Origin of the sequence: Agromyces seonyuensis (assembly GCF_009789225.1) — a bacterium.
GTDB classification, from domain to species: domain Bacteria; phylum Actinomycetota; class Actinomycetes; order Actinomycetales; family Microbacteriaceae; genus Agromyces; species Agromyces seonyuensis.
This window is the reverse complement of record NZ_WSTA01000078.1, coordinates 1-18,996: the sequence shown is the minus strand read 5'-3', so window position 1 is coordinate 18,996 and position 18,996 is coordinate 1. Positions and strand designations below refer to the sequence as shown.

At 71.7% G+C, this 18,996-nt stretch carries 11 protein-coding genes; 5 read left to right on the top strand and 6 right to left on the bottom strand.

The annotated features are described in order from the left end of the window. Both GB864_RS14620 and GB864_RS14615 read left to right on the top strand, forming a co-directional pair. The coding region (locus GB864_RS14620; RefSeq protein ID WP_236779148.1) for a hypothetical protein at positions 1-399 on the top strand (399 nt) is incomplete at its 5' end. After that, positions 396-1,865 carry a sodium:solute symporter family transporter gene (locus GB864_RS14615; RefSeq protein ID WP_160426347.1) on the top strand — a complete coding sequence of 490 codons (1,470 nt, stop codon included), beginning with the start codon at positions 396-398 and terminating at the stop codon, positions 1,863-1,865. The genes GB864_RS14620 and GB864_RS14615, both read left to right, overlap by 4 nt. Before the next feature lie 24 nt (positions 1,866-1,889). On the opposite strand, the gene mmuM is transcribed toward GB864_RS14615, so the two are convergent. Next, positions 1,890-2,789, bottom strand: a complete 900-nt coding sequence (mmuM, locus tag GB864_RS14610) for a homocysteine S-methyltransferase (RefSeq protein ID WP_160426345.1) — start codon at positions 2,787-2,789, stop codon at positions 1,890-1,892. Positions 2,790-2,851: 62 nt separating this feature from the next. On the opposite strand from mmuM, the gene GB864_RS14605 reads away from it, so the two are divergent. Further along, positions 2,852-3,592 (top strand): TSUP family transporter, encoded by a 741-nt coding sequence (locus tag GB864_RS14605; RefSeq protein WP_160426344.1) that lies wholly within the window; start codon positions 2,852-2,854, stop codon positions 3,590-3,592. Positions 3,593-3,602: 10 nt separating this feature from the next. Here the strand turns inward: GB864_RS14605 and GB864_RS14600 are convergent, their stop codons facing one another. The 5 genes from GB864_RS14600 to GB864_RS14580 form a co-directional block, all read right to left on the bottom strand. Beyond that, positions 3,603-13,001, bottom strand: a complete 9,399-nt coding sequence (locus GB864_RS14600) for a DUF5979 domain-containing protein (RefSeq protein ID WP_160426341.1) — start codon at positions 12,999-13,001, stop codon at positions 3,603-3,605. Positions 13,002-13,125: 124 nt separating this feature from the next. Then, positions 13,126-13,785, bottom strand: coding sequence for a GNAT family N-acetyltransferase (locus GB864_RS14595; protein ID WP_160426339.1), 660 nt, complete (start codon positions 13,783-13,785; stop codon positions 13,126-13,128). A 100-nt stretch (positions 13,786-13,885) separates the two neighbouring features. Further along, positions 13,886-14,077: a CsbD family protein gene (locus tag GB864_RS14590; protein WP_160426337.1), complete on the bottom strand. Its 192-nt coding sequence runs from the start codon at positions 14,075-14,077 to the stop codon at positions 13,886-13,888. 148 nt (positions 14,078-14,225) lie between these two features. Next, positions 14,226-15,512, bottom strand: coding sequence for an adenylosuccinate synthase (locus GB864_RS14585; protein WP_160426335.1), 1,287 nt, complete (start codon positions 15,510-15,512; stop codon positions 14,226-14,228). 4 nt (positions 15,513-15,516) lie between these two features. Then, entirely contained in the window at positions 15,517-16,467 is a 951-nt protein-coding gene (locus GB864_RS14580; RefSeq protein WP_160426333.1) for a DUF3151 family protein, read from the bottom strand. 93 nt (positions 16,468-16,560) lie between these two features. Here GB864_RS14580 and argG point away from each other — a divergent pair, with 93 nt between their 5' ends. Both argG and GB864_RS14570 read left to right on the top strand, forming a co-directional pair. Next, a complete protein-coding gene (argG, locus tag GB864_RS14575) occupies positions 16,561-17,979 on the top strand; it encodes an argininosuccinate synthase (protein ID WP_160426331.1) in 1,419 nt (472 codons plus the stop codon). A 304-nt stretch (positions 17,980-18,283) separates the two neighbouring features. Continuing rightward, positions 18,284-18,996: TetR/AcrR family transcriptional regulator (locus GB864_RS14570; RefSeq protein ID WP_160426329.1), on the top strand; the 713-nt coding region annotated here is incomplete at its 3' end.

The window sequence follows — 18,996 nt, the reverse complement described above, 5'->3', positions numbered from 1 at the left end:
GTGACGCCCCCGTGCCCCCGCCGGGGCGGCGGCGAGCCGGCCCGCCTGCGCGCCCAGTCGAAGCCGGCGGCGAGCGACCCGCACGCGGTGTACGCGCGCGCCCTCATCCGCTCGCAGTTCGCGACGGCTCTCGTGTTCGCGATCGGGTTCGTGCTCGCGACGGTGCTCTTCGTGGTCGGCCTCACGCTCATCCCCGACGAGGGGTACGCGGTGCTCGGGGTGCCGGTGTCGTGGCTGCTGCTCGCCTTCGGCGTCTACCCGCTGCTGCTCACCGTGTCGGCGCTCGCCGTGCGCGCGGCGAACCGCAACGAGGCGCGCTTCCGCTCCCTCGTGGCCGGCGAGGGCGCTGCGGAGGGGTACACCGCCGGGGGCGGCGACGAGGGCGGCGAGAAGTCGTGAACCCGGTCATCGGCTACCTCGCGATCGCCGGCGTCGCGGTCGTGACCGCGCTCATCGGCTTCTACGGGCTGCGCGTCTCGCGCACCACGAGCGACTTCTACGTCGCGAGCCGCACGGTGCGGCCGTGGTGGAACGCGTCGGCGATCGGCGGCGAATACCTCTCCGGGGCCTCGTTCCTCGGCATCGCGGGGCTCGTGCTGCTCACGGGCGCCGACGCGCTCTGGTTCCCGATCGGCTACACGGCCGGGTACTTCATGCTGCTGCTCTTCGTCGCGGCGCCGCTGCGGCGATCCGGCGCGTACACGATCCCCGACTTCACGGAGGCCCGCCTCGAGTCGCGCGGGGTGCGGCTCGTCACGAGCGGCCTCGTCATCGTCATCGGCTGGTGCTACATCGTGCCCCAGTTGCAGGGCGCCGCACTCACCGTCGGCATCGCGACCGGGCTGCCGCCCTGGGCCGGAGCCGTGGCCGTCGCGGCGATCGTCGCGATCATCGTCACGGCGGGTGGGATGCGCTCGATCACGTTCGTGCAGGCCTTCCAGTACTGGTTGAAGCTGACGGCGCTCGCACTGCCGGTCGTCTTCCTGCTGCTCCTGTTCGGCGGCGGGCACGCACCGGCGCCCGAGGCCCTGGCCGCCGACCCGTTCCCGGCCGCCGACGGGCCGGGCGCGATCGACGTCTACCGCACCGTCTCGCTCATGCTCGCGCTGCTGCTCGGCACGCTCGGCCTGCCGCACGTGCTCGTGCGCTTCTACACGAACCCCGACGGGCGGGCGGCCCGCCGCACGACGCTCATCGTGCTGTTCCTGCTGAGCGGCTTCTACGTGTTCCCGACCCTCATCGGGCTCATCGGCCGCCTCTACGCGCCCGAGGTCGCCGGCGAACCCGCGGACGCCCTCGCGATCGTGCTGCCGGGACGCCTGCTGCCGGCGCCCTGGGGCGAGCTCGCGACGGCGCTCGTCATCGCAGGCGCGTTCGGGGCCTTCCTCTCGACGTCCTCGGGGCTCGTCGTCTCGCTCGCGGGCGTCATCAGCCAGGACCTCCTCGGCGGCTCGGTGCGCGGCTTCCGCATCGCGGCGATCGTCTCGACGGCCGTCCCGCTCCTGGTGTCGCTCGTGCTCCCCGCGGCCGGCCTCGCGGGCAGCGTCGGCCTGGTGTTCGCCTTCACCGCGTCCTCCCTGGCCCCGGTCCTGCTGCTCGGCATCTGGTGGCGCCGCCTCACGGCGCGCGGGGCGATCAGCGGGATGCTCGTGGGCGCCGCGACCTCGGGGTTCGCGATCCTCGTGGGCCCGGCGCTCACCGCGGACGCCCCGGGCCTGCGCGCCGCGCTCGAACAGCCCGCGGCGTGGACGGTGCCCGTCGCCCTCGCCACGGCGATCGCGGTGTCGCTCGCCGACCGGACGGCGGTGCCGCGCGGCACCGACGCGTTCCTCAGGAAGCTGCACCTGCCCGAGGACGCTCGCTGACGTCCGGGGCGGGCTCCGGCCGTCTCACTCCGGCTCCGGCTGCCCGGCGACCGCCGCCGCGATCGCGGTGATGTCTTCCGGGCCGACCCGGCAGCATCCGCCGACCCACGTGACGCCCGCCGCGACCCACTCGGCGACCGGGGCCGGGTCGAACGCGCCCGCGCCGACCCAGGCGCGCGCGAGCGCGTCCCACGTCTCGCCGCGGTTCGGGTAGGCGATCGCGGGCAGCCCGCTCGCGGCGACGGCCGTGCGAACGGCGGGCAGCACGTCCTCGGGCGCGCAGCAGTTCACCCCGACGGCGAGGGCGCCGGGCCGCCCGGCGGCCACGGCGAACGCGTCCGCGAGGGGCTGGCCGGCGCGCGTGCGGTCGCCCGCGACGGTGAAGGACAGCCACCACGGCAGGCCGGTCTCGGCCAGCAGTTCGACGAGCACCTCGGCCTCCTCCAGGTCCGGCACCGTCTCGGCCGCGAGGAGGTCGGGCCCCGCCGAGACGAGCAGGTCGATTCGCGGGGCGTGGAAGTCGCGGAGGGCCGCCCGGCTCAGCCCGTACCGGCCGCGGTACTCCGAGCCGTCGGCGAGCACGGCGCCGTACGGGCCGACGGAGGCCGCGACGAGGCGGTCGACGCCGTCGCCGGCGAGTCCGTCGCGCACCTCGCGCGCGAGCCCCACGCTCGCTCGGATCGCCGTCTCCGCCTCGCCCCGCGTCATCCCCGCGTCGACGAACCCGTCGAGGCTCGCCTGGTACGAGGCGGTCGTCGCCACGCTCGCTCCGGCCGCGAAATAGGCGCGGTGCACGGCGGCGATCTCTCCCGGTGCGTCGAGCAGGAGCCGTGCGGTCCAGAGCCCGCCGGAGAGATCGAGGCCGCGCTCGGCGAGCGCGTTGGAGAGTCCGCCGTCGAGCACACGGATGCCGTGGTCGTCCATGGGCTCCAGTCTGCGGCCGAAGGCGCTCCGTCCGCCCAGCCGGCGACGATTAGACTCCCCGGGTGCTGCTCCCGGTCCTCGTCTCCGTGTTCGTCGGGGCCCTCGCACAGCGCATCACGGGAATGGGGTTCGCGCTCGTCGCCTCCCCCGCGCTCGTGCTCCTGCTCGGGCCCTACGACGGGGTGCTCGTCGTCAACCTCTGCAGCGTGCTGAGCGCGGCCCTCATCCTGCCGCGCGTGCGCCGGTCGATCGAATGGGCTCGGCTGCGCGTCATCCTGCCCGCGGCGATCGCCGGGTGCATCGTCGGCGCCGTCGTCGCGACCGTCGTGTCGGGTCCGTGGATGCAGCTCGGCATCGGCGCGCTGGTCGTCGTCGCCCTGACCGCGACCCTGCTCGTGCCCCGGTTGCAGTCCTCCGAGGACGGGTCGGGGCTCGCGATCGGCGCGGGCGGCGTCTCGGGGTTCATGAGCGCCACAGCGGGGGTCGGCGGCCCGGCCCTCAGCATCTACGCCACGGCGACGCGCTGGCCGCAGCCGACGTTCGCGGCGACCGCCCAGCCCTACTTCGGCAGCCTCGCGCTCGCGTCGTTCGTCGCCAAGCTCGCCGCAAGCGGGTGGGCCGTGCCGACGCTCGAGGCGACCGCGTGGCTGTTCGTCGGGCTCGTGCTCCTCGCGGGCGTCGGCGTCGGCGAATGGCTCGCCCGGTACGTCTCGCACCGTGCGGCGCGGGTCGGCGTCATCGTCGTGGCCTACCTCGGCGGCCTCGCGGCCGCCACGGACGGGCTCCTAGAACTGCTCGGTTGACGCGCCCTGCTCAACCGAAGCGTCGGCGCCGGGCCAGGTAGCCGGCCGCGACGACGCCGCCGCCGAGCAGCAGCAGCCCGAGGGCGATCAGGACGGCCCGCTCCGGTTCGATGCCCGTCGAGGGCAGCGGCGGGTCGAAGCGGTTGTCGATCGTGATGACGACGGCGGCATCGGCGCCGATCGTCACCGGAGTGGCGGCGGTGGCGCTCACCGTCACCTCGACGGCGCCGCCGGCGTCGGTCTCCTCGGCCCAGCACTCCGCGCCGATCGGGAGGCCGTCGAGCGTCTGCGTCTCGCCCGCGGCGATCACGACGGGTGCGGCGTCGAGCGCGGTGTACGGGTCGTTGGCCCCGCGATCGAACACGCAGGTCACCGCGACGACGAACACCTTGCCGTTCGCCTCGGCGACCGCGCCGCTCACCGTCTTGCTGAGGTCGAGGCTGCCCGAGTCGAAGGTGTTCGTCGCGGTGATCTCGAGTTCCTGCGGCTCGTCGGAGGCTTCGACGATCGCGGCGTTGTCGTACGAGTCGAAGTCCACGGACGCCGCGGTCGCGCCGCCGTCGTCCGTCTCCTCGCCGAAGCAGTGCGCGCCGCCCGGCAGCTGCACCGGGTCGCCGTCGGCATCCACGATCTCGACGGTCTCGCCCGCGGTGATCTGCACGGGCGCGCCGTACAGCGTGACGAGTTCTCCCGCCACCTCGATCTGGCACGTCACCTGCACCGTGAACACGGCATCCGCGACGTAGTCGGCATCGGCGGCCGAACCGTCGACGGCCTTCGTGAGCTCGAGCGTGCCGAGCGAGAACGGGTTCATGAAGCCCGCGACGACGACGCTCTCGACACCGGGCTCGTCCTGGTCGGGGATCGTCACGGTGACCGGCGCCGCGGGGCCGTCGGCGTTGCCCCAGGCGGTCTCGGCGACAACGCACGTCGCGCCCACCGGGATGCCCGTGATGACGTCGCTCGAGAACGGACCCTCGCCGCCGTCGGCGTGCACGACGAGCGGCTGGTTCACGACGATGCGGAACTCGTAGGTGCACACCACCCGGAACGCGTAGTCGCCCTCCGAGAAGACCGGTGCACCGGGACCGGTGAGCTCCTTGAGCACGTCGAGCGAGCCGGTGCGGAAGTCGTTCTCGACCTCGAACTGCGCGGGCTCGTCCGTCGCGTCGTCGCCGATGAGCACGGTGTCGGGCGTGATCGTGGACTCGGTCGCCCCGCCGTCGTCCGTCTCGCTCAGGCTGCACTCGGCGCCCGTCGGCAGGTTCTCCACGAGCAGCACGTTGCCGGGCGCGTCCGCCGTCAGCGTCCCGGTGCCGTCGTAGACGACGTCGGGGTCGGCCGCCTCGAGCGTGCACACGAGGTGCACTTCGAAGTCGCCGAACGTGCCGCCCCAAGCGTCCGCGCCGGTGCCGACGACGGACTTCGTGATCTCGAGCGAGCCGACCGTGTAGTGGTTGGTCACCGCGAGGGCGGTGACGCTCTGGCCGTCGTCGTCGGGATCGAGGGTGAACGCGCCGCTCGTCGACGTCTCGCCGAGTTCGACGTCGACGCCCGACCGGGTCAGCACCATCGTCGTCGACGCGGCCCCCTGAGTCTCGATCTCGTCGACGGTGCACTCGGCGCCCGCGGGCAGGCCGGTGAAGTCCTGGGTCGCGCCGTCGGCGAGCTCGAACTCCTCCTCGAGCACCGTCTCGCCCTCGAACGTGCATTCCGCCTCGAACCGGTAGACGTACTCGTACGAGATCGCGCTGCCGCCTTGGTCGGCCGCGCCGCCGTTGTCGATCGTCTTCGTCACCGAGAACCCGGCGTCGGGGAAGTCGTTGGTGACGACGATCTCCTGCGTCGGCCCCGGCACGACGGTGATCGGCGCGTCCTCGGGCGCGCTGACCTGGATGTCCCAAGCGCCCATCCCATCCGGCTCCTCGGCGTAGCAGGTCGCGTTGTAGGGCACGGGCCCGAGGGTGACCGTCTCGCCGTCGACGAGCTCGACCGGCTCCTGGTCGTAGATCACGACCGGTTCGTTGGGGGGCTCGCGATCGAGCACGCAGGAGACGAGGATCGTGAACGTCGTCCCCGCCGCGTGATCCGGGTTGCCGGTGACGAGCTTCGTCACCTCGATCTCGGCGAAGTCGAACGTGTTCGTCGCGGTGATGCCGAGTTCCTGGGGGTCGTCGGACTCGGTCGCGACGACGATGACCGCGTTGTCGAACGAGTCGTAGTCGACCGAAGACGCGCTGGCCCCGCCGTCGTCGGTCTCCACGCCCCAGCAGTGCGTGCCGATCGGCAGCAGCAGCGGGTCGCCGGAATCGGGGTCGGCGACCGTGACGGGGGTGCCGTCGCCGCCGACCACGACGTCGCCCTCGTAGACCGGCGTCCCGCCGTCGGTGAGGGCGCAGGTCACGTGCACCGTGTACTGGCCGGCGATCGCCTGCGGGGCGTTCATGCCGTCGCCCGCGAGGGCCTTCGTCACGGTGATCGTGCCGGCGCTGTAGCGGTTCTCGAGGTCGGCCGTCACGACCTGCGCCGTGCCGTCCGCCTCGTCGGGGATCGTGACGTCGACGGGATCCGGCAGGAGGTCGGCCCCGCCCGCATCGGTCTCCTCGATCGTGCACGCCGTGCCCACGGGGAGCCCCTCGACCGGGTCGGAGACGAGCGGCCCGGCGGTGCCGTCGCCGGTGATGGAGAGGTCGCCCTCGCCGACGGTCGCTCCCTCGTAGGTGCAGACGTAGTGGAAGGCGAAGTCGACGCCGTCGCTGAAACCGACGCCCGGTCCGACGACGCTCTTGGCGATCTCGAACCCGCCGACGCGGTAGTCGTTCTCGACCGCGACCGCGACCGGCGCGGCGTCCACACCGGCGTCGCCGATCACGACCGGGTTCGGCGTCACCGCGACCTCGGTCGCGCCGCCGTCATCGGTCTCCTCGACGGTGCACTCGGCTCCGGTGGGCAGGTCGTCGATCGCCCAGGTCTCGCCATCGGCGAGCGTCGCAGTGTCGTCGTAGACGGGGTTCGTCGTCGCCTGGTCCCACGTGCAGGTCACGTGCACCGTGAACGAGTCCGCGGCCCAGTCGGCGGCGCCGTCGCCCGTCACCTGCTTGGTGATCTCCAGCGATCCCACCGTGTAGACGTTCTCGACGTCGACCGCGGTGACGTGCGCCCCCTCATCGTCGTCGGCGAGCACGACGAAGTCGGCGCTGTCCTCCGTCGGGGGCCCGGCGACGCCGTTCTCCGTCACGACGAGGTTCGAGGTCGTCGCCCCCGCCGCATCCGTCTCGGCGACGGTGCACTCCGAGCCGACCGGGAGGGAGTCGAACGTCGCCGTCTCGTCTCTCGACAGCGTGAACGGACTGTCGCCGGCCGGGATCATCTCCGCGCCGTTGAACGTGCAGCTCGCCGTGAAGGTGAACTCGGGGTCGAACGCGATCGGGTCGCCGTTCTGATCGACCGCGCCGCCCTCGGTGACGCGCTTCACGACCGAGAACCCGCCGTACTCGTACTCGTTGGTCACGAGGACGCGCTCGAGCTCGGTCTCGCCACCGGCCGGATGGTGCACGTCCGCACGCTCGGTCAGGTCGCGCTGCGCGGTGATCACGCCCGAACTCGGCAGCACGCCCGATGGATCGTAGGTGACCGTCGAACCCTGGGCCGGCGTCTCCTGCACCGTGCAGTTCGCGTAGAGGGGCAGGTTCGTGCCGTCGCCGAAGGTCACGACCGAACCATCGGCGGGCACGGTGACCGGCGATGCCGGGTCGCCCGCATCGGAGACGAGGTCGACCCCGACCGGGCCGGACAAGCATTGGACCCCGAAGTCGTAGGAGTCGGGGAGCGGGGCGGTCCAGCCGTCGGGCACCACCACCTCCTTCTGGAGGTCGATGCGACCGGTGGGCACCGCGATGCCGGCTCGCACGGGCTCGACGGGGCCCTGGTAGACCTGCGTGCCCTGATAGACCGCCGCCGCTCCCGCGGCCACCGCGTTCCACGCCACGGGCAGTCCGCCCGGGTAGGAGTCGGGCAGCACGTACGGGGTGCGCGTGTCGAAGGTGAAGCCGCCGGCCGTGCCCGGCTGCAGCCCGGAGCCCTCGTCCCATCGGACGACCGTCTTCAGCGCCCGCATCGACGGCCGCTCGATCAGCGGCAGCGTGTTCGGGTCGAAGAGCACCCAGTCGCGGGAGGTCAGATCCGCGTAGCAGGGGTCCTCGGGCGGCACCGCCGTGCCGCGCGTCGTGTACTCGATGTCGGCCGCGTTGCAGGCCACGTCCGGGACGGTCTCGAGGTAGTACTGCTCGACCGTGACGTCGGCGGAGTTGACCTCGCCGAGGAACTGCACGTTGCCGGCGAACACCGGCGACCACTGGGAACCGCGCGACGAGCCCACGGTCACTCCGGTGTCGCCGATGATCGGGAGCACGTCGATGCCGCCGACCGACTCGGCCGCCACGTTGCCGATGTTGGTGAAGTCCACTCGCCACGTCGCGATGCCGCCGGGTCTGGTGATGGGCAGGCAGGTGCTCTTGTAGTAGCCCGCCTGGTTCGAGTTCCCGGTCGCGCAGGCGTCGGCCGAGTTCGCGTCGGCGAAGTTCAGCACGCCGAGATCGTCGTAGTTCTCCGACCCGACCGCGGCCCCCGGCACACCTGCCGCGCTGCCCTTGACCGTCTTCTCCAGACCGATCGGGGCGGCGGCGCTCGGCGCGACCGAGGTGCTCGCCGTGCACGAGTCGGCGTCGGTCTCCGCATCGACGGGGAGGCCGAGTTCGGTCGACTCGCAGGTGTCGAAGATGCGGTCGCTCGTCGCCGTGATGGAGTTCACGACCGGCGTCGCCGGTGCCAGGCCGGAGCGGAACTGCAGCCACGACGTGATCACGAGCACGTCGCCCGGCTGGAACACGAACCCGTCGGGCACCGTGATCTCGACCTCGCCGGTCACCGGGTCGAGCGAGCCGGCGAATCCGTCCGTGTCGAGTTCGGTGCCGCCGGCATCCGTGAGCTCGAACTCGAAGACCGGGTCGGCTCCGGGTACCGGTTCGAGCAGCGCACCATCGGCGTCGGCGCCGACCTGGTCGGTCAGCGTCAGCCCCTCGATCGGCCACTGACCGGTGTTGGTGATGGTCATGACGTACGGAATGCGGGACGCCGGCGGGAACCGCTGCGACAGCACCCCGCCCGAGCCGTTGCCGGGGAGCTTCTCGACCGAGATCCCGCTCGGCAGGTGCAGCAGCTGCGTGTCGTCGCCCGCCGACGCATCGGCCTCCCAGAGCGTGCCGCCGCCGGTCACCCAGGCGCCGTCGCCGTGCACGTCGACCGAGTTGCTCGTCGTGCCCTGCACCGTCTCGCCGGGCGCGGTCTGGAGTCCGGGCTGCGTCGAGGGCACGGCCACCGAGTCGATCTCCCCACCGGGCCCGACGTGGAGGTTCTCGAGCCGGTCGGCGGTGAAGGGGATGGCGACGATCGGGTTGATCGGGTTCTCCCAGTTCGACGAGGCCGCATCGACCCGCACTTCGATGCGGAGCCCGCGGACGTCCGCTGCGCTCACCGACGCGGGCAGGGCCGGCGTGACCGAGTTGTCGCCGGCAGCGGCATCCTGCCAATCGCCGACCACCCAGCACGCGGTGAGATCGCTCGATCCCCCGCACGTCTGGGTGAGGTTCGTGCCGTCGGTCTCGACGACCACGCCGGTCAGCGCCGAGACGCGGACCTGGTGGAGGTTCGACGGCAGTGCGGTGCTCGGGAACGCGGCGAATTCGAAGGCATTCCAGAAGGTCGGTTCGGCGTCGGTCAACGTGAGCACCGTCGTGCGCACGTTGCCGGTCGGCTGCCCGCTGAGCGTGACGGTGTAGCCCTCGCGCGGCTCGTTCTCGTAGCGGCTCTCGGGGTCGATCGTCTTCGTCGCCTCGACCCCGTAGGTCGCGTCCACGAACAGGACGCTATCCGCGGCCGTCCCCGTCGCGGTGTCGAGCTGGGGGTCTCCACCCGGACGGATGGCGGTCGCGCCCGCGACGTTCACCGCCTGGTCGCCCACCGCCACCGGCGTGGCGGGGTCGCTCCGGAGCGTCTGCCGCGCCTGGTAGGTCAGGTGCACGACGATCTGGCCGAATGTCGGAATGGTCACGTCGTCAGGATCCTCGTAGACGACGGTGACGCCGACGACGTCGAGCAGGTCCGCGGCGGAGAAGCCGAGGGCCACCGAGATCGGATACTCGTCGGTCCCGCCGTCCTCCCGGGTGAGCCGAACCGTGCCGAACGCATCGTCGATCGGGCCCGCGATGGAATCGATCGACGCGAGGTTCAGGTACTCGTAGGTCGTCGTGCCGGAGCCCTCCGCGGGGTCGCTGAGCTCGAGGCTCAGGACGTTCGCCGGCGTCTCGTTCCGCGCCGTCAACGTGGCGCCGACGAGGGGGTACTCGTCGTCGGGGGTGGTCAGCGGCGGGACCGGCAACTCGTCCTGGTCGAACTCCTTGGTCACCGAGACGTCGACGGTCGAGTCGAGGATCGTGATCGGGGCCGATGCCTCCTGCTCGATGGGCACGATGCCCTCGCCCGAGAACGACCCGGTGTTGACGACGACGCCGGCACTGCCCGAGTTGTAGTCCTCGGAGTGCAGGGTGCCCGTGACCGGTCCGCCGTCGCTGCGCTTCGCGTTGCGCAGTTCGAAGACGAGGTCCAGATTGCGCTCCTGGTCGTACGACGGCGCGACGCCGGAGCCGGCGACCGGACCCCCGCCGCCGCGGTTCGAGCCCTCTTCGTACACGAGCCGCACCGCGCGGGCGTTCTCCCGCTCGTCGTCGCTCAGCACGTACCCCGGGAACGCGCCGTCGCAGTCGGCCGCGCTCGGGCAGGCCGCAGCGGTCACATCGACCCACGCGCCCGTCCCGGCGGTCTCGTCCCACAGGAACAGCTCGACCGCGGCGATGCGGTCGTAGGGCATGGCGGGGTCGAGCCCCGCGTCGATGGCGCCGATCTCGACGAGGTCCCAAGCGTCGAAGACGGATGCTGCGACGGCCGAGTCGTCGAACGAGGGCGCGGCGCTCGGGTCGTCGGTGAGGGTGACGGAGTCGAACGGGAGTCCTTCCGTCGACCAGGACAAGCGCGCAGTGCGCTGCTCATCGCTGAAGGCGTAGAGCGGGTCCGGGTCGTCGAGCCAGGACTTGGCGATCGCGTCGATGCCGTCGCCGTCGTCGATGGGCAGCAGGTCGGTCGAGTCGCTCCCCTGCGCCGTGTTGTCGCTCGGGTCGGGATCGTTGGGGTTGTCGACGGACGACTCCGCGGTGTTCGGCACCGTGAGGGGAGCGTTGGCAGCGGCGGCATCCGCCACCGAGCCCGAGCCGTCGCGGAACTGGTCGCGCGTCACGACCGAGAGCGACGGCGTCACCTGGAATCCCGGCGGGAGCAGTTCACCGGGCTTGGGCGTGAAGACGAAGCGGATTCCCTGGATCTCCTCGCGAAGCGCGCCCGGGATCGCGACGTTGAGGGTTCCGGCTCCGTCGAGCTGCCCGCCCGGCAGGTCGATCCATTCGTCGCCGTCCCAGTACTGGATCTGGAGATCGGCGTTCGCCGGGACGCCGACCGTGATCTGGGAGAGGTCGAAGGCGTTCCAGAACGGGGTGATCGGATCGCCGGGCTGCGGGTCCGGGGGATCGCTGATCGTCAGATGGTCCGATCCGATGGTCGAGGCGTTCGCGCCGTCGTTGTCGATCCCGGCGAAGATGCTCACCGTGCTCGACGTGCCGGGGACCGCCCAGAGTTCGCTGCGGGCGACGCTCTTCGTGATCACCGTCGAGAGTCGGCCGGGCTGTCGCGTGAGGTCGGCCTCGGCGTCGCCCGTCCCGGACGCACCGGTCTCGTCGGTGACGGTGGTCGTGGTCTCGTTGGTCGAGGTCACGTCCTCCGGGGTGTCGACCGGTTGCGCGGTGACCTCGAACGGGATGCTCGCATTCGCGTTCGCGATGATCGGGCCGGTGAACGTCACGGTGAACCCGACCACGCCGCCCGTGCCGGCTCCCGTCGGGTCGGGCAGGGTGTTCGGCGCGCCGGCGTCGAGGGTCTCCGTCGTGCCGTCGGCGTAGACGTACTCCACGCTCGCGCCGGTGGCGTTCGGCGGCCAGACCACGCCGCCCGTGAACCCGACGAAGTCGAGCCCCTGCTCGGCGAGGTCGGGCGAACCCGGCGAGGGCTCCTGGATCACCATCGACGTGACCGGTCGGAACCCGTTCGTCGCCGAGATCGTGGCGGTCGAGTTCTCGCCCGCCAGCACCGTCGGCGGGTTGAACCCCTTCGTCGTCACCACGGTCGGCCCCTGATTGGAGACGACCACGTCGCCGGGGGCGGTCCTCGGCACGCTCGGGTCGTCGTGCACGACGATCTGGGACGACGCGGAGTTCGGCACGGGGACGTCGGTGCCGGGCGGGATGTCGAGCACGTCGTCGTTCGTCTCGGCGCCGAAGCCGATCGACGCCTCCTCGCCGGCGGGCGTCGGCGGCAGCAGCGCCCCGGTGGAGTTCGAGAAGGTGAACCGCAGTCCCTGCACCTGCGAGAGCGGATCGACGTCGGGGATGCCCGACGGATCGGCGGGGATCGGCCCGGTGGGGTAGGCCACCGTCCAGTTGCCGTCGGCGTCCAGCCACTCGATCTGCACCTGGTCGGCACCCGCCGGCGGTGTGATCGAGGTGATGCCGGTGAAGTCGAGATACGGGTCGAACGGGCTGGTCGTGCCGTCCGCGGGGTCTTGCACGATGATCTGGTCGACGGATCGGTTCGACGCGTTGCCGCCGCCGACCGTGTAGTCGACGGGCTGGCCGACGAGCGCGGGGACGCCCGGCGAGCCTTCGGCCTGATGATCGTCGACGCTCTTCTGCACGGTGGAGTCGAGCACTTCCGGAACGGCGATGACGATGGGACTGTCGTCCGTCTCCGTCAGTGCGCTGTCGGAGGTGGCCGTGGCGGTGTTCACGATGGGCGCGTCGTTGTAGTCGGCGCTGATGTCGCTCGGGATCTCGACGTACACCGTGATCGTGGCCAATTGTCCGGCGGGCATGCCGGTGCCCGTCGCGTCGCTCGACGTGAAGTCGACGGTGAAGGAATCCGCGCCCACCTCGACCGTCGAGTTGCCCGCACCGACCACCACCACCGGGTCGTCGACCTGGGGATCGAAGACGAGCGGGGGCGGCAGCGTGTCGGCGAGCGAGGTGTTGAGGCAGATCGCGACGAGATTGCTGTTGCAGGTCAGCTGGATGATGTAGCTGAACTGGTCGCCCGGCGCATAGGTGTCCTGAACCGGCGAGACCGACTTGGACACGATGAAGTCTCCGTCGTCCGGAGCCCCGTAGGCGACGGGTGCGGCGAACGTCGCACCGGCTCCGAGCAGCAGCACGCCGGCGACGATGCCGGCGAGCGCACGACGAAACTTCGACATCTCTTCCCCCCGCCCCGGACGGAGATGTGTCATCCGGGTGCGTTCCCGACCCTATCGAACCCGTGAACGGGCCGAAAGGATACCGATCGTCCCGCGAGTCGTTTCAGAACTGCGCGCTCAGCGCTCAGCGATCAACGCTCGGTGACCAGCGCTCGGCGAGCACCACCGGGGCCGGCAGCCCGGCGAGCCGCGTCTCGAGCCCGGCGCGCACCGCGGGCCACTCCTCGGCGAGGATCGAGTAGACCGCGCTGTCGCGCCAGGTGCCGTCGGCGCGGCGCTGGTCGCGGCGCAGCACGCCCTCCGGCGTGGCGCCGAGGCGTTCGATCGCACCGCGCGAGCGGGTGTTGCGGGCATCGGCCTGGAGCCGGAGCTTGCCGAACCCGTGCGCGAACGCGTGCCCGATGAGCAGGAGCTTCGTCTCGACGTTGACGCCGCTGCCCCAGACGCGCGGGTCGTAGGCCGTCCAGCCGAGGTGCACGTGCTCGCGCGCGAGTTCGACGTCGCCGAGCTTGGTCGCGCCGACGATCGTGCCGGCGTCGGGTCCGGCGGCGAGCCGGACGGTCCACGCGATGCCGTGCTCGCCGACCGCGTAGTAGGCGGCGGCCCAGTCGATGAATGCCTCGTCGCCGGCCGGAAGCCCCGCCGCCCCGCCGCCGTAGCCGCCCGCGAACACCTCGGGGCGTCGGAGCGCGTTCGCGAGGCCGGGGAGGTCGCCGGGCTCCATCGGGCGGAGTTCGACGAGGCGGCCGGGCAGGGCGGTGCGGGCGGGCGGCGTGGCAGTCATCCCGACCAGTCTGCCAGCGCGCGGAACATGCGAAACGCCCCGCCCCGGAGGACCGGGCGGGGCGCTTCGCACGCACCGGCGAGGGCCGATGCGGCGATGGTCACTCCTTGTTGCCGAAGAAGTCCTTGGCGGCGTCCTTGGCGCTCTCACCGGCCTTCTTCGCCTCGGCTGCGGCCTGCTGCGTCTGCCCCTCGCGCTCGAGGCGCTCGTTGTCCGTGAGCTTGCCCGCGGCTTCCTTGGCCTTGCCGCCGAGGTCTTCCGCGGTGTGCGAGATCTTGTCTCCGAGTCCCATGGGATCCCCTTTCCCTCGTCTTCGCGCCGACCGCCGGGTGTGCGGTGCGACGATTCGAGGCTACGGAGCGGGCGGCATCCCGGGCACCCCGTTGACGAACACGGGCCCCGGTGCTACATGCACCGAGGCCCGCGTCATCCGACCCGGATCAGTCGATCAGGTCGTGGAGCTGCACGATCGCGTCGCGCGCCGGTCCGACGCCGATCGCGGAGATGCGGGCGCCCGACATGCCCTCGAGGGCGCGGACGTACGCCTGCGCGTTCGCGGGCAGGTCGTCGAAGCTGCGGGCGCCCGAGATGTCCTCGGTCCAACCCGGGAACTCCTCGTAGATCGGCACCGCGTGGTGGAAGTCCGACTGGTTGACGGGCACCTCCTCGAAGCGCACCCCGTCGACGTCGTAGGCGACGCACACCGGGATCCGCTCGATACCGGTGAGCACGTCGAGCTTCGTGAGCACGAAGTCGGTGACGCCGTTGATGCGCGCCGTGTAACGGGCGATCGGGGCGTCGTACCAGCCGGTGCGGCGCTTGCGCCCCGTCGTGGTGCCGAACTCGTGGCCGGCTTCGACGAGGAAGTCGCCCCACTCGTCGAAGAGCTCCGTCGGGAACGGGCCCGCGCCGACGCGCGTCGTGTACGCCTTGACGACGCCGATGATGCGGTCGATCTGCTTCGGGCCGATGCCGGAACCGGTGATCGCGCCGCCGGAGGTCGCGTTCGACGACGTCACGAACGGGTAGGTGCCGTGGTCGACGTCGAGCATCGTCGCCTGGCCGCCCTCGAAGAGCACCGTCTCGCCGCGGTCGAGCGCCTCGTGCAGTTCGAGCGCGGTGTCGGCGACCATCGGGCGAAGCCGATCGACGTAGCCGAGCAGCTCGTCGACGATCTCGTCGACCGCGATCGCGCGGCGGTTGTAGACCTTCAGCAGCAGGTGGTTCTTCTGGTCGAGGGCGCCCTCGACCTTCTGGCGCAGGATGTTCTCGTCGAAGAGGTCCTGGATGCGGATGCCGACGCGGTTGATCTTGTCGGCGTAGGCCGGGCCGATGCCACGGCCGGTCGTGCCGATCTGGCGCTTGCCGAGGAAGCGCTCGGTGACCTTGTCGATCGTGCGGTGGTAGCCCGTGATGACGTGGGCGTTCGCGGAGACCTTGAGCTTGGAGACGTCGACGCCGCGGCTCGAGAGGGCGTCGAGTTCCTCGAAGAGCACCTCGAGGTCGACGACGACGCCGTTCGCGATGACGGGCGTGACACCGGGCGTCAGGATGCCCGAGGGCAGCAGGTGCAGGGCGTACTTCTCGTCGCCGACGACGACGGTGTGGCCCGCGTTGTTGCCGCCGTTGAACTTGACGACGTAGTCGAGGCGGCTCGACAGCAGGTCGGTCGCCTTGCCCTTTCCTTCATCGCCCCACTGGGCTCCGATCAGGACGATTCCGGGCATGGATTCAGCGCTCCTCGGCGGACTGCGCGCCCGCATCGTTCGGGTCCGCCGCCGCCTCGGGCGAATCGGGGGACGAGCCGTCGGCGGAGACGCCGTGGCTCGCGAAGTAGTCTGCCGCCTTTTCGGCGTTCGGTGCGGTGAAGGTCGCGCGAGTCACGGCCGGGCCGAACTCGTCGTCGGCCTCGTCGCCGCCCTGCGGGCCGTCGACGAGCTCGTCGAAGGATGCCTCCCGCGGCAGTGCGCCGTCGGATTCGACCACGCTCGCCTCGGGCTCGCCGTCGACGATCTCGGCGTCGACGACGATCGCGGGGCCGAAGGGCTCGTCGCCGGGCACCGGCGCCTCGACCGCGTCGACGACCTCGACCGGTTCGGCGTACTCGCCGGCGGCGGCGTACTCGACGGACTCCTCGTACTCGGCGACCTCGAGGGCGATGGCCTCGGTCGGCGTCTCGACCGCGGCGAGCGCGGCTTCCACGTCGTCGGGCGCCTGGTACACGTCGGCGGCGGGGATGATCGGGATCATCTGCGTCGGGGTGAACTCGCTCGCGATGCGGGCCGCGGCCTCGTCGTCGGCGGAGTCGAGCTCCGAGGAGGCGGCCTCGGCGCGGTCGTCGAGCCCGAGGCTGACGGCGGCGCGGCGCTGCGTGTCGAGGGCGCGCAGGTACGCGCGGTTGGACTCGTCGCTCCACGGCACGCTCGCGCCCGGCTCCCAGCCGGCCGCAGCGAGCTGGTCGCGCGCGAGGTCGGCGGCGACGGTCGCATAGGCGTAGGCGTCGACGTGGCGGCCCTCGGAGTCGGCGATGTCCGCCAGCTCGGTCCAGGCCAGGGGGGAATTCGGGTGATCGGCGACGACCTCGGGCACATCGGCCCGACCGCCGGCGTCCAGTGCCTCGCGGACGTCGGGCTCGTCGCTCAGACGCGCCTCGGTCTGCACCGGAGTTTCTTCTGCAGTCACACTCGATGGTATCAATCCGGTTACAGACGGCCTGGGAGGCAGGTGAACCCGCGTGGAACGGGGCATCCGGCCGCCGCCGGTAGGCTGGAGGCCATGTCCAAAGTCCTCACGAACCTCCCCGTCGGCGAGCGCGTCGGCATCGCGTTCTCCGGAGGGCTCGACACCTCCGTCGCCGTCGCGTGGATGCGCGAGAAGGGTGCGGTGCCGTACACGTACACCGCCGACCTCGGCCAGCCCGACGAGCCCGACGTGGAGGCCGTGCCCGGCCGCGCGCTCGAGTACGGCGCCGAGGGCTCGCGCCTCGTCGACTGCCGTGCCGCGCTCGTCGAGGAGGGCCTCGTCGCCCTGGCCTGCGGCGCGTTCCACATCCGCTCGGGCGGCAAGACGTACTTCAACACGACGCCGCTCGGCCGCGCGGTCACGGGCACGCTGCTCGTGCGCGCGATGATGGAGGACGGCGTCGACATCTGGGGCGACGGCTCGACCTACAAGGGCAACGACATCGAGCGGTTCTACCGCTACGGCCTCATGGCCAACCCCCGTCTGCGCATCTACAAGCCGTGGCTCGACCCCGACTTCGTCGAGGAGCTCGGCGGCCGCGCCGAGATGAGCGAGTGGCTCACGACCCGCGACCTGCCGTACCGGGCATCCGCCGAGAAGGCCTACTCGACCGACGCGAACATCTGGGGCGCGACGCACGAGGCGAAGGTGCTCGAGGAGCTGCACGAGGGCATCACGACCGTCGAGCCGATCATGGGCGTCGCGTTCTGGCGCGAGGACGTCGTCATCGAGACCGAGGACGTCACCGTCGCATTCGAGCAGGGCCGTCCGGTCGCGCTCAACGGCGTGCGCTTCGACGACGCGGTCGCCCTCGTCCTCGAGGCGAATGCGATCGGCGGCCGCCACGGCCTCGGCATGAGCGACCAGATCGAGAACCGCATCATCGAGGCGAAGTCGCGCGGCATCTACGAGGCGCCGGGCATGGCGCTGCTGCACATCGCCTACGAGCGCCTCCTCAACGCGATCCACAACGAGGACACGATCGCGAACTACCACCAGGAGGGACGCCGCCTCGGCCGCCTCATGTACGAGGGCCGCTGGCTCGACCCGCAGTCGCTCATGCTGCGCGAGTCCATCCAGCGCTGGGTCGGTTCGGCCGTCACGGGCGAGGTCACGATCCGCCTGCGCCGCGGCGACGACTACACGATCATGAACACCCAGGGCCCGGCCTTCAGCTACAAGCCCGAGAAGCTCTCGATGGAGCGCGTCGGCGACGCGGCCTTCGGCCCGCTCGACCGCATCGGCCAGCTCACCATGCGCAACCTCGACATCGCCGACTCGCGCGCGCGCCTCGAGCAGTACGCGCACCTCGGCATCGTGGGCGGCGCGACGGCCTCGCTCGTGGGCGACCTCACGGCCGGCGAGGCATCCGAGCTCGAGTCGGGCGCCGTCGAGGACGTCGCGCTCGACGCGGTCAACGACGCGGCCGCGTTCGACCTCGGCACCGACTGAGTCGTCTGACGCTGGTCGAGGAGCGGCGAAGCCGCGTATCGAGACCGACGCACCGGGTCTCGATACGGCGCTGCGCGCCGCTGGTCGAGTAGCGGCGAAGCCGCGTATCGAGACCGACGCACGAGGTCTCGATACGGCGCTGCGCGCCTACTCGACAGGCGGGCCGTTGCCGCTGGTCGAGGAGCGGCGAAGCCGCGTATCGAGACCGACGCACCGGGTCTCGATACGGCGCTGCGCGCCTACTCGACCAGCGGGGGCCGCGGAACAACTTGCACACTCGTGTGCAAGTTCGTAGAATCGCAGGATGACCGCGACCGCAGCATCCGCCACCCGCACCCCCCGTCGCGACGCCGAGCGCAACCGTACGGCGATCCTCGATGCCGCCGCGACCGTGCTCGGGGAGACGCCCGACGCCCCGCTCGAGGCCATCGCGCAGGAGGCCGGGCTCAGCCGCCGCGCCCTCTACGGGCACTTCCGCGACCGCGAGACCCTCGTGCGCGCCCTCATCGCGCGCGGCGCCGAGCGCCTCAACGGCGTCGCCGGATCCGCGGTCGGCGGCGACGAGCGCATCGCCCTCGCGCTCCTGGCCGCCCGCATCTGGGAGGAGATCGAGCAGGTGCGCGTCGTGGCCCGTCTCGCCGTCTCCGACGCCTACCTCGAGATCGCGGCCGAGGCGCTCGCGCCGCTGCGCTCCACGATCCGAGCCCTCGTCGATCGGGGCATCCTGAGCGACACCCTGCGCGGCGACCTGCCCCCCGGTCTCCTTGCCCGGCTCATCGAGGACTCGGCGATCGCCGTGCTCGTCGAGTCGGTGCGCGGCGGGTTCGGCGGCGAGCAGGGCACGCGCCTCGTCATGCTCTCGGTGCTCTCGACGCTCGGACTCGGCTGGCGCGAGGCCGGCCAGCTCATCGAGTCCGCGCCCGCGCTGCGCGCCGTGCTGCCCGAGCCCGCGGCGGCGCGAACGCGCGCACGCGGCCGGCGAGAGGCGCCCCGCGCCGCCGAGATCCGAAGAGGTCT

Excerpts from the sequence above, each read along its gene's own strand:
- mmuM (WP_160426345.1), bottom strand. The coding sequence starts at position 2,789 with ATGGACGACCACGGCATCCGTGTGCTCGACGGCGGACTCTCCAACGCG.
- GB864_RS14600 (WP_160426341.1), bottom strand. The coding sequence starts at position 13,001 with ATGTCGAAGTTTCGTCGTGCGCTCGCCGGCATCGTCGCCGGCGTGCTG.
- GB864_RS14595 (WP_160426339.1), bottom strand. The coding sequence starts at position 13,785 with ATGACTGCCACGCCGCCCGCCCGCACCGCCCTGCCCGGCCGCCTCGTC.
- GB864_RS14590 (WP_160426337.1), bottom strand. The coding sequence starts at position 14,077 with ATGGGACTCGGAGACAAGATCTCGCACACCGCGGAAGACCTCGGCGGC.
- GB864_RS14585 (WP_160426335.1), bottom strand. The coding sequence starts at position 15,512 with ATGCCCGGAATCGTCCTGATCGGAGCCCAGTGGGGCGATGAAGGAAAG.
- argG (WP_160426331.1), top strand. The coding sequence starts at position 16,561 with ATGTCCAAAGTCCTCACGAACCTCCCCGTCGGCGAGCGCGTCGGCATC.